Below are 12,834 nucleotides of genomic sequence, written 5' to 3' on the forward strand. Positions count from 1 at the left end.
CCTTCGGAGCCTCAACAGAGACAAAACCCCATCAGCTACACCCCACCGCCCTGGGCATCCAGGGCACCAACCCCAGACACCTACAAACTTAGGGACACCACCATGGATTCACCCATCCTCGACCGGATCACCAGCGTCAAGATCTCTTCGGTCACCGTGCCCCTGCCCACCGGGATCAGCGATGCGAAGGTGCTGACCGGTCGACAGAAACCGATGACCGAAGTCGCGGTGCTCTTCGCCGAGATCACCACCGAGGCCGGGCTCGAAGGCATCGGCATCAGCTACTCGAAACGCGCGGGCGGGCCGGGCCAGTTCGCACATGCCCGCGAGATAGCGCCTGTACTGCTCGGTGAGGATCCCAGCGATATCGCCAAGATCTGGGACAAACTCATGTGGGCGGGGGCCTCAGTTGGTCGCAGCGGGCTGTCGGTGCAGGCGATCGCCGCTTTCGATGTCGCTCTGTGGGATCTCAAGGCCAAACGCGCCGGGTTGCCGCTGGCGAAACTGCTTGGTGCACACCGTGATTCGGTGCGCTGCTACAACACCTCCGGCGGATTCCTGCACGCACCCATCGAAGAAGTCCTCGACCGCGCCACGGCATCGTTGGAACACGGCATCGGCGGCATCAAAATCAAGGTCGGACACCCCGACCACGCGGTGGATCTCGCTCGCCTCACCGCGGTGCGCGAAAAGCTCGGCGACCGAGTGCCGTTGATGGTCGATGCCAACCAGCAGTGGGATCGTCCGACCGCTCGCCGCATGTGCCGGGCTTTCGAGCCGTTCGGGTTGGTGTGGATCGAAGAACCCCTCGACGCCTACGACTTCGATGGCCACGCCCAACTCAGTGCCACCTTCGACACCGCCATCGCCACCGGTGAAATGCTCACCAGCGTCGCCGAACACACCCAACTCATCGCTGCCAACGGCGCGGACATCGTGCAGCCGGACGCACCACGCGTCGGCGGCATCACCCAATTCCTGAAGGTAATGGCCCTCGCCGACAGCCAAAACCTGCAACTGGCACCACATTTCGCGATGGAAATCCACATCCACCTCGCCGCCGCCTACCCCCGAGAGCCCTGGGTCGAACACTTCGAATGGTTCGACCCCCTCTTCAACGAACGCCTCGACATCGCCGACGGCCGCATGCACCTGTCATCCCGCCCCGGCCTCGGCGTAACCGTCAGCGACCAAGCCCGCGCCTGGACCATCGCCGAACACACCATCCACTCCTGACCCCACTGGGCTGGTCAGATGATCACCATGCGTTGTGTACGGCATCGGCCCAGAGGCCTGCCCCGTCAGCGCATGGTGATCGCCTGTCCGATTCGCAGGAAGGCCTGCTGCGTCAGTTCCAGTTGTCGATCTTGACGTCGTGCGGATCGGGCGCGCCCTTTCCGGTCTCCACCAACGACTTCAGGCTCAGCAGGAAGACCGCCCACTTGGTGCTGCAGTGGTGCATGAATTCCACCGGCTCCTTCCAGCCTTCATGCTTGAAGAGCACGACGGCGTAATCGTCGACCTGGTCGAGGTTCCAGTCCACGTGGGTGCCGACCCATTCTTCGGGTCCCTCGACGACCTCCCAGCGCACGCGCACGCCCGGGTCGAGCTCGAGGACCTTCATATCGAATCCACCGGCAACGAAACGGAATTGGAGCACGCCCCCGACGTCATTGCCTTTGCCCTGGGTGTTGTTCGCCCACCAGCCGGCGAGCCCCTCGACGGTGGTCAGGGCCGCATAGACCTCGGCCGTCGACGCTTTGATTGCGACTCGGTGCAGGATATCCACCATTTTCGATCCTCATTCCAGTGTTGGATTTCACTTCTGCTGCTGATCTTTTGTGCGTTGAATCGCCTCGGCGATCCGCTTGATGCGCCGGAGCCTGGCGTCCCACGCCGCGCCGACCGAGGACAACTGCGCTACCGCGCGGGCAAGTTGTGCCTCATCCACCCGATACCTCCGTTCCCGCCCCGCGGGCGTGGCGTGCACCAGGCCGACACGGTCGAGCACGCCAAGATGTTTCGCGATGGCCTGCCGTGTCACCGGCAGCTGCTCACTGAGACTGGTGGCTGTGCCATCCCCGGCCGCCAGGAGCAGGTCGAGCATCCGCCGACGGGTCGGATCCCCGACCGCGGACCACAGGTCGTCGTCGACGGTAGCGGTCACGGGGTCGACACCAGCCGCGCGATGTACTCGCCGAGTTGCGGAACGAACCTGTCCCAACCGGCGGCGTGGTCTTGGTATGTCTCCTCCAACTTCGCGGCCTCCCAACCCATCTCGCGAAACCCCGTCTCGGTGAGGCGAATCCTGGTGCCCGCGCCCGCCGGGGTGAGTTCGAAGGTGACGAGCAGAGAGTCGGCGAGGTCCGCCGGACCCTCCGGGTAGCACCAGCGGAACGAGAACAGCCGTGGCCGCTCGACGGTCACCACGGTGATCGGGGCGACATGTTCCCGGTCGCCGAAGACCAGTTCACCGACCGCGCCGGGAGTCGACTCGAAATCGGCCGCGTCGGACCACCATTCCGAGATGTGTTCCGGGCTGCTGACCACCTCGAAGACAACTTCGGGTGAGGCGTCGACGTGGATCTCGCGTTCGATGCTGCCGTACTCCATATTCTTCCTCCATCTGCAACGTTTGGTTGCACATCACGCTAGCCGACCATCCGTCATCACGCAACCATCGGTTGCGCATTTGCTCCGACCGCGTACCGGCAGACAAAACACCAGCGAGACCATCACGCATGGTCAGCCGAGGTTTCGGCGGCGACTCAGACCTTTTCGGTGACGTAGGCGTAATGGCAGGCGAAGAGCCCCGAGGACGACGAGCCAACGCAGCGTGCTCACCAGCGCCACCGAATCGACCGGGAGGGTGTAGGCGAGCACTACCCGCACCACGGCGTCGAGGGCGAAGCCCGAACCCCACACCGCGGTCAGTACCCGCAGCTGGCTGTGAAATCGAGAGTCGCTGTCCCCGCCGGCTGCCGATAGCCTTCTTCACAGTCACGATCGTGCGGGCGGCGCTGCACATGAAGGGATACCGGGTGAACCAGGGTGGCCAGCACCCACAGCCCCCGCCGTCAGCGCACCCGAGCCCGAGGACCGCCCGCGCCCAGCCACCTACCCTCCCGAAGCACATCGAGCCCACGAGAATGCATTGGCGGCGGGCCCTTCTCAGGTGTTTGCCTCGACCAGCGCACAGTGGCCATCCGACAGCTGCGCTGCGACTGAGGTCTTATGCCGCCGGCACCTCGGCCGGAGCTCGCCGGCTAGATCCCGTGCGGCGGAAGCGAAGTCGGGGCGTGCTGGTCTGCCACCTCGGTGAGCGCCTGCGCCCACCCGTCCAGGCGATCGGCCGCGTCGCGCAGATCGGCGACGATGGTGTCGAAGTTGTGCCGAAGCACCGCACTTTCGGGCACCGCGAGAATCCGCCCCGCCGCGGCAACTACCTGTTCGTACTCGGCGACCCCGCTATCGAGGCGGCCGAGTGCGAATTGCATATTCTCGGTGAGGCCAACGGCGGCAACGGATTTCGAGTGCCCGATGGCGCCGAGTGCCTGTTCCATCGCGGCGATGTCGGCGGCCAGCGCGTGCAGCGCGGCCGCACCCGAACCCGCGGTTTCGATCATGTCGGCGAGTTCGTCCTCGGGCAGCCGGTTCGAGCGGGCGATCTGCGTGCCGAGGCCGTGTAGCGCCTTCTCCGCCCGAACCAGGCGGGAAATCGGCCCGCGCGCCGAGGACCACGGCGGTGGCTGTTTGCGCGGCACGAAAGCTGCCTGCGGCAGCGGTGAGCTGCGCAACTGTAGGTAGCGGCGGGCGCTCAGCGCGGTACCGGTGACCAGCGCCACCGCTCCCCCGCCGACCACGACGACCGCCCATACCGGTGCCGAAAGCACCATCAGCCCAACGGTTCCCGCGGTGGTGAGACCGCCGACGGTGCCCAGTTGGAAGCTGCGGCGGCGGGCCCGGCGGCGCCTGCGCAACTCCCGCTCACGCGGATCCGCCCAGCGCCGTACCGCGACCAGCGCGTGTTCGCCCACCTCACGCAGACTGTCGGGCAGGCTCCCCGGCTGCGGTGCGAGTGCCGCCTGTGCGCGCACCAGCGCGGCACCGCGACGACGACCACCCTTGCCTTGTTCGCGAGGTCCCTGCGGGCTCATCGGTCTCCTCCAGGGCACGCGTTCGGCGCGACCCGCGGTGGCCGGACAGGCAGGGCCCGAGCATGACCGACGGCCGACCCGCCAGGTACCCGTGCCATGTCTTCCACCGAACCAGTCCTCGCCGAACTGTATCTATTTCGAGCTATCCGCTACTGCTGCGCGGTCTGGCCCTTGTTCATCTGCGGCTGTGGCTGTGCCGGATTCGCCTGCGCGGCACCCGGATTGATCGCCGGTGCGGTCGCACCGCCGGCGGGCAGCGCATCGCCGCGCATCGAGGCGCGGATCTGCTCCAGCTTGCTGTGTCCGGCCATCTGAATGCTGGCCTGCTGCACCTCGAGCATCCGGCCCTGCACCGAATTGCCCGCGAGTTCAGCGGCACCCAGCGCATTCGCGTAGCGGCGCTCGATCTTCTCGCGCACGGCATCCAGGCTCGGCGTGGTGCCGGGCGCGGACAGCGTCGAATCCATCCGCTGCAGCGATGCCGAGACCTGCTCCTGCATCTTGGCCTGCTCGAGCTGGCTGAGCAGCTTGGTGCGCTCGGCGACCTTCTGCTGCAACAGCATCGCGTTCTGCTCGACCGCCTTCTTGGCCTGCGCGGCCGCCTGCAGCGACTGGTCGTGCAGCACCTTGAGGTCCTCGACGGCCTGCTCGGCGGTGACCAACTGCGCGGCGAATGCCTCGGCGGCGTTGGTGTACTGGATCGCCTTCTCGGTATCGCCGGCTGCGGCGGCCTGATCGGCCAGCATGACGGCCTGGCGCGCATTGGCATTGAGCTTCTCGACATCGTCGAGCTGACGGTTCAGCTTCATCTCCAGCTGACGCTGGTTGCCGATGACCGATGCGGCCTGCTGCGAGAGGGCCTGATGCTGACGCTGAGCTTCCTCGATAGCCTGCTGAATCTGGACCTTCGGATCCGCGTGCTCCTCGATCTTCGAATCGAAGAGGGCCATCATGTACTTCCAGGCCTTGACGAACGGATTAGCCATCGATTGATCCCGCCTCCATAAGATGCGCCGCGCTTTACCGCGACTCTAGTGCGCGACCGTCACGCACCCGATATGTGCCTATCCTCCACCATGTGGCACCCGGGCCGGGCGAACCCGGCCCAACTGACGCCTAGTACAGAATCTATCCGCTTTCGGCACCGGTTCGCAGCGTCGGCCGCGGACGCCACCTCTCGTCTATTGGTCAGTTGCTTTTCACCAGGACCAGCATGTCGGCCCTCGGGGCCGGAATGACGATCCGGGTGTCCTCGGCGATCTGCGGCCGGGCACCGGCCACCGACATCGTGGCGGTCGCGGGCTCCGACGCGGCCTCGGCGGGTTCGGCCGCAGCGGTCCGCTCCGCCTCGGGTGCATCGGCGGTCTGAGTAGGCGCGTCGGCGGTCAGGCCGTCGGCGCCTGCCATGATCGTGCTCACATCCCAGAGCACCCGCGACAGCGGCACATCCAGGGCCGCGCAGATGGCGGCGAGCAGTTCGCTGGAGGCCTCTTTGCGGCCCCGCTCGACTTCCGACAGATATCCCAGGCTCACGCGCGCCGAGGTGGAGACCTCACGCAGGGTCCGGCTCTGGGCGAGACGAGCACGCCGCAGACTGTCCCCGATCGCCTCTCGCAGCAGCGTCATGTCGTTCTCCTTAGCTCCCAGTAACCGGGTCCGCGGGCGCCTACCTGCGCTGCGCACGCCGTCCTTTCTGGCACAACGTCGAACAGGGCCCAGTTGGTTCCCACGGTGGCAAACCAGGCGCGGCAGCACCTAGTGGCCGCCTCCCACGATACGACGCAACTCCCGTACCGCGCTGTGCGTAGCGCCGATTCGGATCGCCCACCGGTCGCCGTCCAGTTTCAGCCGCATGACCTCGGTATGCCCGGGCCCGGCCAGTCCGAGGAAGACAGTGCCGACGGCATGCCCGCCCTGAGATTCGGGTCCGGCTACCCCGGTCAGCCCGATACCCCAGTCCGCACCGCAGCGCAGCCGCGCACCGACGGCCAATTCTTCGGCAGTGCTCGCGGCAACCGGTCCCTCGGTCGCGAGCAGTTCGTCACTGACACCGGCCAGGCTGTGCTTGAGTTCCGTCGCGTAGACGACCAGCCCGCCGCGCAGCACCGCGCTGGCACCGGGCACCCCGGCGATGGTCGCCGCGAGCAGGCCCGCGGTCAGCGATTCGGCGGTAGCCACGGTCTGCCGGGCAGCACCCAGCTCGCGCACCAATTCGACGACGGGCGCTCCGGTTGTCAGCGGATCGGTCATGCGCCGCGTGTCCGGACCGGACCTCCCGCGAGCCACACCCGCGCCGCCTGCCCCACATAGTCGAGGCCGGTGATGACCGTCAGCGCGACGGCCACATACATCAATGTCATGCCGGCGGTGGCGAATCCGCCGTGCAGCGGCAACAGCAGTACCGCGATCGCGACGGACTGCACCAGCGTCTTCAACTTGCCGCCGCGTCCGGCCGGAATCACCCCGCGCCGCACGACCACCAGCCGCAGCAGCGTGATCCCGATCTCGCGACCGCAGATGACCAGGGTGATCCACCACGCCAGATCACCGAGCATCGATAGTCCGATCACCGCCGAACCGATCAGCGCCTTATCCGCGATCGGATCGGCGAGTTTGCCGAAATCGGTGACCAGGCCGTATTTGCGCGCCAATTGCCCGTCGAAACGATCGGTGATCGCGGCGATGCCGAACAGTGCGGCCGCCGCGATCCGCCAGCTGGTCTGGTGGCCACCGCCCGCGAACAGCGCGAGCACGAACAGCGGCACCAGCGCGATGCGCAGCATGGTGAGCACATTCGCGATATTCATCAGCGGGACGACGGGATCGGCCTGGGCGGGTGTGAATCCGGCGCGAACCGCGGGTTCGCCCCAGCCTCGATCGATCTCTTCGGGCTGCACGCTCACGCCTCCGCCTCGCTGGCGCTCGGCTCCGGCGCGTGCGTGCACGGCTGTGACATGGTTCGCTCGCTGCGCTCCCACACAGCCTCCACCTCGCTGGCACTCAGCTCCGGCGCGTGCGTGCACGGCTGTGACATGGTTCGCTCGCTGCGCTCCCACACAGCCTCCACCTCGCTGGCACTCAGCCCCGTCACGCAGGCCACAACACCCACCGCCACGAGGCTCGGACGCATGCCGACGCGATGCGGTGAGCGGAGCGGGTGGATGTGCGGCACACGTTCAGAGTATCGGTAACCGGGCCGACTACTGTGCACCCCATGACCTCTCGGGGACCACTAGGTGGTTCGACCAGCGACGCGTATCCGGGCGCGGCACCTGCCGCGAACAAATCTGTCCCTGTCGTGCGACGCGCCCGAACCTCCGATGTGCCCCAGATCAAGAGCCTCGTCGATGAATACGCCGGTCGGATCCTGCTGGAAAAGAACCTGGTCACACTGTACGAGGCAGTGCAGGAATTCTGGGTGGCCGAAGTCGACGGCCGGGTGGTCGGCTGCGGTGCGCTGCATGTGCTGTGGGCCGACCTCGGCGAGGTGCGCACCGTCGCGGTGCATCCCGATGTCAAGGGGCATGGTGTCGGTCGGCTCATCGTGGAACGGCTGGTCGCGGTGGCCAGGGAACTCGAGCTCGGACGGCTGTTCGTACTCACCTTCGAGGTGGACTTCTTCGGCAGGCACGGGTTCGTGGAAATCGACGGCACACCGGTGACCGCCGAGGTGTACGCGGAGATGTGCCGGACCTTCGATCCGGGTGTCGCCGAATTCCTCGACCTCAGCTATGTGAAACCGAACACCCTCGGCAATACTCGAATGCTGCTGAACCTCTGACCAGAACGGATCGATCGTGCCCATTTTCGCCGTGCACTACACCTACTCCGATGCCACCGTCGAGGCGCGCGACACCTTCCGCCCGGAACATCGAGCCTGGCTCAACGGCCTGATCGACGCCGGTTCACTGCTGACCAGTGGTCCCTACCCGGACGGTTCCGGCGCACTGCTGCTGTTCCAGGTCGCGGACGAGGCGGCCATCAAGGAACTGCTGCCGCGGGATCCGTTCGCCCGCGAGAACCTCATCGACGATGTACGGGCGGTCGAGTGGCTGCCGGTGATGGGCACATTCGCTTCCTGACCGTCCGGCTGACCCGCCGCGTGTCGCCGCTCAACACTCGGCGGTCAGCAAACTTACGGCGACACGCCGTGCCAGGTGCGGAAAAATTCGCGCCTGCCGACGCAGACTCCCCCGTATGCGCATATCCGTCGCGATTTTCGTGTCGATGTCGGTCGCAGGCCTCGCACTCACCATATGCTCGACGGCCGCCGATTTCGACACCACGGCAAACTTGACGGTCGGGGATCGTCCATTGCTACGACCGGGTTCGGTCGACGAGTCGATGTACCGCGCCGCCGACGGCTACTACTTCCGGACGGCGGATGGCGGCCTCGCGTGCGGCTTCCTCGATGAACCGTTCGGACAGCCGAAACGACCGGTCGGCTGTCAGGGCACGACCCAGCCCACCCCGCAGGCGATGCAGGCCTGCTGGGACATCGACCCCAGTGCGGCCGCGCTAGCCGTTGGCGAGAGTGCCGGATATCTCTGCGTGAACCGGGGCTACTTCGTCGGACACACATCCGGAGCGGATGCCGACACGCCGGTGCTGCCGGTCGGGTCGAGCCTGAGCGTGTCCGGCTTCACCTGCCTGGCCCAGCCCGTCGGGGTGACCTGCCGCAATGACGCGACCGGGCGCGGCTTCGAGATCGCGCCCGAATACAACCGAGTCTTCTAATCCGCGACCCTGCTCTCGGCGGAACGGGCCGCGCCGCGGGTTTTGATCAGGCTCGCGACGGTCGCGATCAGCAGAATTCCGATGATCACGCTCAGCGAGACCGGCGTGGAAATCTCCGGTACCTTGACGTGCTGACCACCGTTGACGAAAGGCAGGGTGTTCTCGTGCAATGCGTGCAGCACCAGTTTGACGCCGATGAACGCGAGAATCGCCGAAAGGCCGTAGGACAGGTAGACCAGGCGATCCAGCAGGCCGCCGATGAGGAAAAACAGCTGCCGTAACCCCATGAGCGCGAAGGCATTCGCGGTGAACACGATGTAGGGCTGCTCGGTCAGACCGTAGATGGCGGGGATGGAGTCCAGCGCGAACAGCAGATCCGCGAAGCCGATTGCCAATAGCGCCAACAACAATGGGGTGACCACGCGCCGGCTGCCGATCCGGGTGAGCAGTTTGTCACCGTCGTATTCGTCGGTGGTCGGGAGCACCCGTTTGGCCAGCGCCACGATCCGGCTGTCGCGCTTCTCCTCCTGCTCGACCTCGTGTCCGCTCTCGCGCAACAGTTTGACGGCCGTATAGACCAGGAACAGGCCGAACAGATAGAACACCCAGCTGAACGCACTGATCGCAGCCGCGCCGACGGCGATGAACACACCACGCATGACCAACGCCAGCACAATGCCGATCAGCAGCACCTTCTGCTGGTAGATGCGCGGCACCGCGAAACTCGACATGATGATGACGAAGATGAACAGGTTGTCCACCGAGAGGGCCTTCTCGGTGACGAAGCCCGCGTAGTACTCGCCCGCGAAGGTCGAGCCCCACTTCCAGGCCACGAAGCCACCGAAGACCAGGGCCAGGCCGATGTAGATCGCCGACCAGGTGCCGGATTCTTTGAAGGTCGGATCGTGTGGTGTGCGGACATGAGCGAAGAAGTCGAAGACGAACAGACCCAGGATCACCACGATCGTCAAGGTCCATTCGAGTGCGGTTACGTGCATGCGGGCTCCGGGGCGGAAACGCGTTTCATGACAGCAATCATGCCCGATTTGTCCGTTCTGTCGAGCTAGCGGAATAGTTGCTAACCATAATTTCACATGCGGGTCCGGCGGCCGCCTTGTCATCCTCGCGGGCATGACCGACGATCGTTGGGCACGAGCGGTCGCGGATTTGCCGCGGCCGGGCGGAAGGGCTGTTCCTGCGCGACGGACATCCGATGCCGACCCTTTCGAGCGACCTGCAAGCAGCCACCGGCGGCGGGTCATGGACGAAACCCGCACCGACCGACCTACTGTCGGCTATCCCTACTTCGAAATGCCTGAGCCCACCGTGTTTTCGTCTGGAACGACTTATGTCGATACCGATAGGGAATTCACACAGATCACGGCGCGGGAGTGGAACCACGGACTCGGTGATGTGGTGACCGGGCTTCTCGATCACGGCATGACGATCACCGGACTGGTGGAGCACCGCAGCGTTCCCTGGGAGGCATTGCCCGGACAGATGGTGCACGAGGCGAATGGCGAGTGGCGGCTCAGCGAGCATCCCGAACGTCTTCCACTGACTTACCCACTGCTGGCACGCCGACAACTCGCCGGTGGGGAATAAATGGGTTCCTCATCGCGTCTTTCGGTGTTAGCGTTATCCAGAACGTAATCGATCGGTAATCGGAACCACGAAAGGCAAAGGCAATGACCAGCACTCAGGACCAGGGGCTACGCTCCCTCGCCGGTGCCTGGCAATTGCGTTCCGGCACCCGGCGGCCGATGTCGCAGCTGCGCCTGACCTGGCTGTTGATGTCGCAGCTGCGACAGGCGAGTATCCGGAGCCGCCCCTGAGGTCTCGATTCGAGAAGGCCTGAGCAGGGGCCGCTCCCGGCGAAATACTCGCCACGGAGCGGCCCTTTTTCTGTCCAGCGGATGTAGCTCAACTGGAAGAGCAACGATCTCCAAAGTCGTCGGCCTGGGGGTTCGAGTCCCTCCATCCGCGCCCATAACTTCACAGTGAATATATGGCAGTAGGTATTTCGTAATACGGTATTTGAATAACCCTGCTGCATACCGGTTTCGAACCCGTGTAGCTCAGTGGACAGAGTGGCGCCCTCCGACGGCGCAGGTCGGTGGTTCGATCCCACCCACGGGTACCAAAACCATTCCCTCGTAGCCCAATTGGCAGAGGCACCGGACTTAGAATCCGGTTGATGCGAGTTCGAATCTCGCCGAGGGAACCAGTCCGCGCGGTCTGCGTGGATCAGCGCTCGTAGCTCAACGGATGGAGCACCTGTTTACGAAGCAGGCGGATGAAGGTTCGAATCCTTCCGAGCGCACCGATGGAGTGTGGTGTGAACGGCCGCATGATGGGCTCTGACCCCGTCGATTCAGGTTCGAATCCTGGCACTCCAGCGCACACCGACCCAGGCTCATGCAGGTTCGCCCCGGGGCTCTCATAAGGCCCTGCCGCGTGGTTCGACTCCACGATGAGCTACCACATCACACTGGTATGGCCCCAGTCTCGCGGAGCCGACCCGCGTTCGCGGATGGTTTGCCGTGCCCGTGCCTGATCCGTGTACAGATACCCTTCTGACCAGATGTAGCGGGCGCCACCCCAGCGGGCCGCGGCGGCCACATCCGGAAAGAACCCGCACCCTTCGGAATTCGCACTCGTATTGCACAACACCGGTATGCCGCTGATGGCCTCGTACGCCGCCAGAATCCGCGCGGTCGGGCTCTTGGCCGCGGCATCAATGGTCTGCACCCGCGCGACACCGTCCACCTGCACGGCTGGAATACGGTCGGTCCAGTCCGCGCGAATGCGGTGCTCGAAGGTCAGGTACGGATCGCTGCCGCCAGGCCCGAACACCTCCACCGCCCGCTCCGCCAGGCACACCGCCGCCACCGACCGGCGGACGGCCCGGTGCTTGATGCCGTTGAGCCGGTCCCGCACCGCCGAATCCGTTGCTGGAGCGAGTATGCTGCGGTTGCCGAGGGCACGCGGACCGATCTCCGCGCGGCCCGATAGCACCACTACCGGCTCACCTTTCCGGTGCAGCAACTCCGCCACTCCCCGCTCGTCGCAGAGCTGTCTGCGCCAGTTGTCCGGCACCCCGCAGACCCTGACTCGTGGACCGGAGTACACACCCCATCGCAGCGCCGGATTGCGCCCGTTCCGGAACATCTCGCAGCACGCTGCACCGATGGCGGCGCCGGAGTCGTCGGGAAAGGGCGGAATCCAGATCTCCTCGACAATCCCCTGCAGCTGCGAGTTCCACTTGATATCGAGGGCGCTTTCCCCGGTGACCACGAGCTTCGATGGCAACGAAGCGTCCCGGTGTACAAGCGAACTCAGCGCCAACCGCTCGCGCGAATCCGCCCGGAAGGTGGCGACCGAACGTACCTTTCTAGCCGCCGCGACAACATGGTAGAGCCGCGCGACAGCTCCACCATCGCCCACCAGGACGAGCGCATCCTCCCCGCGTGCCGCGAACGGACTCGCGCAGTATCCGCCCATAATGTGCTGGTCCACATGGTGATAGCTGACGTATTCATCGGCGGCGGAACCGAATCCGTGACCACGAAAACGGTGCCGTGCCAGCGGTATGGTGCGTCCGGGCCGATCCTGATACGGCGCGATCGTGAGTTCGACCGGGCGGCCGCCGACCAGCGTCGCAATGCGCGCGGGCTCGGTCGAATCCGTCTCCGGTGCAGAACCATCCACCACGAACCGGTCGATATCAGCGGGCGTCAATCCCTCCGACCGCAAGATCGCGGCGACCTGCTCGAGATCGCCCAGCGGGTGGTGGCGCCTGCCGCTGTCCAGCTTCTCCAGCTCGATCCCAAAAACCAGCCGGTCGTCCTCGATAACCGCGACCCCACCATCGTGCGACACTCTGATTCCGCAGATCACCACGCCGAACCACTGTACCGACGCCACGGCCACCCACCGG

Annotated in this window: 17 protein-coding genes and 5 tRNA genes; 11 read left to right on the forward strand and 11 right to left on the reverse strand. The window is 65.4% G+C overall.

The genetic code is table 11. The annotated features are described in order from the left end of the window. The first annotated feature begins 102 nt into the window (after positions 1 to 102). On the forward strand, positions 103 to 1,236 hold the full coding sequence (locus ACIBW7_RS13545) for a mandelate racemase/muconate lactonizing enzyme family protein (RefSeq protein ID WP_397047056.1): 1,134 nt from the start codon (positions 103 to 105) through the stop codon (positions 1,234 to 1,236). A gap of 112 nt (positions 1,237 to 1,348) precedes the next feature. On the opposite strand, the gene ACIBW7_RS13550 is transcribed toward ACIBW7_RS13545, so the two are convergent. The 9 genes from ACIBW7_RS13550 to pgsA all read right to left on the reverse strand — a co-directional run bounded on the left by ACIBW7_RS13550 (position 1,349) and on the right by pgsA (position 7,060). Further along, entirely contained in the window at positions 1,349 to 1,792 is a 444-nt protein-coding gene (locus ACIBW7_RS13550; RefSeq protein WP_397046563.1) for an SRPBCC domain-containing protein, read from the reverse strand. Positions 1,793 to 1,819: 27 nt separating this feature from the next. Next, complete coding sequence (locus tag ACIBW7_RS13555; RefSeq protein WP_387296643.1) at positions 1,820 to 2,167, reverse strand: ArsR/SmtB family transcription factor; 348 nt, start codon at positions 2,165 to 2,167, stop codon at positions 1,820 to 1,822. Next, positions 2,164 to 2,613: an SRPBCC family protein gene (locus ACIBW7_RS13560; RefSeq protein ID WP_397046564.1), complete on the reverse strand. Its 450-nt coding sequence runs from the start codon at positions 2,611 to 2,613 to the stop codon at positions 2,164 to 2,166. The genes ACIBW7_RS13555 and ACIBW7_RS13560 overlap by 4 nt, the downstream gene beginning before the upstream one ends. Before the next feature lie 132 nt (positions 2,614 to 2,745). Beyond that, positions 2,746 to 2,925 (reverse strand): hypothetical protein, encoded by a 180-nt coding sequence (locus ACIBW7_RS13565; protein WP_397046565.1) that lies wholly within the window; start codon positions 2,923 to 2,925, stop codon positions 2,746 to 2,748. A gap of 341 nt (positions 2,926 to 3,266) precedes the next feature. Further along, positions 3,267 to 4,157, reverse strand: coding sequence for a hypothetical protein (locus ACIBW7_RS13570; protein ID WP_397046566.1), 891 nt, complete (start codon positions 4,155 to 4,157; stop codon positions 3,267 to 3,269). Positions 4,158 to 4,306: 149 nt separating this feature from the next. Continuing rightward, a complete protein-coding gene (pspA, locus tag ACIBW7_RS13575; protein ID WP_357483270.1) occupies positions 4,307 to 5,143 on the reverse strand; it encodes a phage shock protein PspA in 837 nt (278 codons plus the stop codon). A 202-nt stretch (positions 5,144 to 5,345) separates the two neighbouring features. Next, complete coding sequence (locus tag ACIBW7_RS13580; protein ID WP_397046567.1) at positions 5,346 to 5,783, reverse strand: helix-turn-helix domain-containing protein; 438 nt, start codon at positions 5,781 to 5,783, stop codon at positions 5,346 to 5,348. A 129-nt stretch (positions 5,784 to 5,912) separates the two neighbouring features. Continuing rightward, positions 5,913 to 6,407 carry a CinA family protein gene (locus ACIBW7_RS13585; protein ID WP_397046568.1) on the reverse strand — a complete coding sequence of 165 codons (495 nt, stop codon included), beginning with the start codon at positions 6,405 to 6,407 and terminating at the stop codon, positions 5,913 to 5,915. Beyond that, the gene (gene pgsA, locus ACIBW7_RS13590) at positions 6,404 to 7,060 is read right to left on the reverse strand and encodes a CDP-diacylglycerol--glycerol-3-phosphate 3-phosphatidyltransferase (RefSeq protein ID WP_397046569.1); all 657 of its coding nucleotides are present in this window, start codon (positions 7,058 to 7,060) and stop codon (positions 6,404 to 6,406) included. Before pgsA ends, ACIBW7_RS13585 begins: the two co-directional genes overlap by 4 nt. Before the next feature lie 311 nt (positions 7,061 to 7,371). On the opposite strand from pgsA, the gene ACIBW7_RS13595 reads away from it, so the two are divergent. The 3 genes from ACIBW7_RS13595 (at position 7,372) to ACIBW7_RS13605 (ending at position 8,894) form a co-directional block, all read left to right on the forward strand. Further along, positions 7,372 to 7,938 carry an amino-acid N-acetyltransferase gene (locus ACIBW7_RS13595; protein ID WP_397046570.1) on the forward strand — a complete coding sequence of 189 codons (567 nt, stop codon included), beginning with the start codon at positions 7,372 to 7,374 and terminating at the stop codon, positions 7,936 to 7,938. 16 nt (positions 7,939 to 7,954) lie between these two features. Then, the gene (locus tag ACIBW7_RS13600; protein ID WP_397046571.1) at positions 7,955 to 8,239 is read left to right on the forward strand and encodes a YciI family protein; all 285 of its coding nucleotides are present in this window, start codon (positions 7,955 to 7,957) and stop codon (positions 8,237 to 8,239) included. Positions 8,240 to 8,354: 115 nt separating this feature from the next. After that, positions 8,355 to 8,894 carry a hypothetical protein gene (locus ACIBW7_RS13605; protein WP_397046572.1) on the forward strand — a complete coding sequence of 180 codons (540 nt, stop codon included), beginning with the start codon at positions 8,355 to 8,357 and terminating at the stop codon, positions 8,892 to 8,894. Here the strand turns inward: ACIBW7_RS13605 and ACIBW7_RS13610 are convergent. Beyond that, positions 8,891 to 9,892, reverse strand: a complete 1,002-nt coding sequence (locus ACIBW7_RS13610; RefSeq protein WP_397046573.1) for a TerC family protein — start codon at positions 9,890 to 9,892, stop codon at positions 8,891 to 8,893. The genes ACIBW7_RS13605 and ACIBW7_RS13610 overlap by 4 nt on opposite strands. A gap of 262 nt (positions 9,893 to 10,154) precedes the next feature. On the opposite strand from ACIBW7_RS13610, the gene ACIBW7_RS13615 reads away from it, so the two are divergent. The 7 genes from ACIBW7_RS13615 (at position 10,155) to ACIBW7_RS13645 (ending at position 11,293) form a co-directional block, all read left to right on the forward strand. Next, positions 10,155 to 10,499, forward strand: a complete 345-nt coding sequence (locus tag ACIBW7_RS13615) for a hypothetical protein (protein WP_397046574.1) — start codon at positions 10,155 to 10,157, stop codon at positions 10,497 to 10,499. 83 nt (positions 10,500 to 10,582) lie between these two features. After that, the gene (locus ACIBW7_RS13620) at positions 10,583 to 10,729 is read left to right on the forward strand and encodes a hypothetical protein (protein ID WP_157187247.1); all 147 of its coding nucleotides are present in this window, start codon (positions 10,583 to 10,585) and stop codon (positions 10,727 to 10,729) included. A gap of 77 nt (positions 10,730 to 10,806) precedes the next feature. After that, positions 10,807 to 10,880 (forward strand) — tRNA-Trp (locus tag ACIBW7_RS13625). 81 nt (positions 10,881 to 10,961) lie between these two features. Next, positions 10,962 to 11,037: transfer RNA gene (locus ACIBW7_RS13630), tRNA-Arg, on the forward strand. Positions 11,038 to 11,044: 7 nt separating this feature from the next. Then, positions 11,045 to 11,121 (forward strand) — tRNA-Leu (locus ACIBW7_RS13635). A gap of 23 nt (positions 11,122 to 11,144) precedes the next feature. Continuing rightward, positions 11,145 to 11,217 (forward strand) — tRNA-Arg (locus ACIBW7_RS13640). 4 nt (positions 11,218 to 11,221) lie between these two features. Next, positions 11,222 to 11,293, forward strand: a tRNA-Gln gene (locus ACIBW7_RS13645). A gap of 79 nt (positions 11,294 to 11,372) precedes the next feature. Here the strand turns inward: ACIBW7_RS13645 and ACIBW7_RS13650 are convergent. Continuing rightward, positions 11,373 to 12,827 (reverse strand): carbamoyltransferase N-terminal domain-containing protein, encoded by a 1,455-nt coding sequence (locus ACIBW7_RS13650; RefSeq protein ID WP_397046575.1) that lies wholly within the window; start codon positions 12,825 to 12,827, stop codon positions 11,373 to 11,375. Positions 12,828 to 12,834 lie beyond the last annotated feature (7 nt).

This window comes from Nocardia sp. NPDC049526 (assembly GCF_044465765.1).
Lineage (GTDB): Bacteria > Actinomycetota > Actinomycetes > Mycobacteriales > Mycobacteriaceae > Nocardia.

What these genes read in the sequence shown, in the direction of transcription:
- ACIBW7_RS13615 (WP_397046574.1), top strand. Translation starts at nt 10,155, where the DNA reads ATGGACGAAACCCGCACCGACCGACCTACTGTCGGCTATCCCTACTTC.
- ACIBW7_RS13610 (WP_397046573.1), bottom strand. Translation starts at nt 9,892, where the DNA reads ATGCACGTAACCGCACTCGAATGGACCTTGACGATCGTGGTGATCCTG.
- ACIBW7_RS13545 (WP_397047056.1), top strand. Translation starts at nt 103, where the DNA reads ATGGATTCACCCATCCTCGACCGGATCACCAGCGTCAAGATCTCTTCG.
- ACIBW7_RS13550 (WP_397046563.1), bottom strand. Translation starts at nt 1,792, where the DNA reads ATGGTGGATATCCTGCACCGAGTCGCAATCAAAGCGTCGACGGCCGAG.
- ACIBW7_RS13620 (WP_157187247.1), top strand. Translation starts at nt 10,583, where the DNA reads ATGACCAGCACTCAGGACCAGGGGCTACGCTCCCTCGCCGGTGCCTGG.
- ACIBW7_RS13570 (WP_397046566.1), bottom strand. Translation starts at nt 4,157, where the DNA reads ATGAGCCCGCAGGGACCTCGCGAACAAGGCAAGGGTGGTCGTCGTCGC.
- ACIBW7_RS13585 (WP_397046568.1), bottom strand. Translation starts at nt 6,407, where the DNA reads ATGACCGATCCGCTGACAACCGGAGCGCCCGTCGTCGAATTGGTGCGC.
- ACIBW7_RS13605 (WP_397046572.1), top strand. Translation starts at nt 8,355, where the DNA reads ATGCGCATATCCGTCGCGATTTTCGTGTCGATGTCGGTCGCAGGCCTC.
- ACIBW7_RS13580 (WP_397046567.1), bottom strand. Translation starts at nt 5,783, where the DNA reads ATGACGCTGCTGCGAGAGGCGATCGGGGACAGTCTGCGGCGTGCTCGT.
- pspA (WP_357483270.1), bottom strand. Translation starts at nt 5,143, where the DNA reads ATGGCTAATCCGTTCGTCAAGGCCTGGAAGTACATGATGGCCCTCTTC.
- ACIBW7_RS13595 (WP_397046570.1), top strand. Translation starts at nt 7,372, where the DNA reads ATGACCTCTCGGGGACCACTAGGTGGTTCGACCAGCGACGCGTATCCG.
- ACIBW7_RS13560 (WP_397046564.1), bottom strand. Translation starts at nt 2,613, where the DNA reads ATGGAGTACGGCAGCATCGAACGCGAGATCCACGTCGACGCCTCACCC.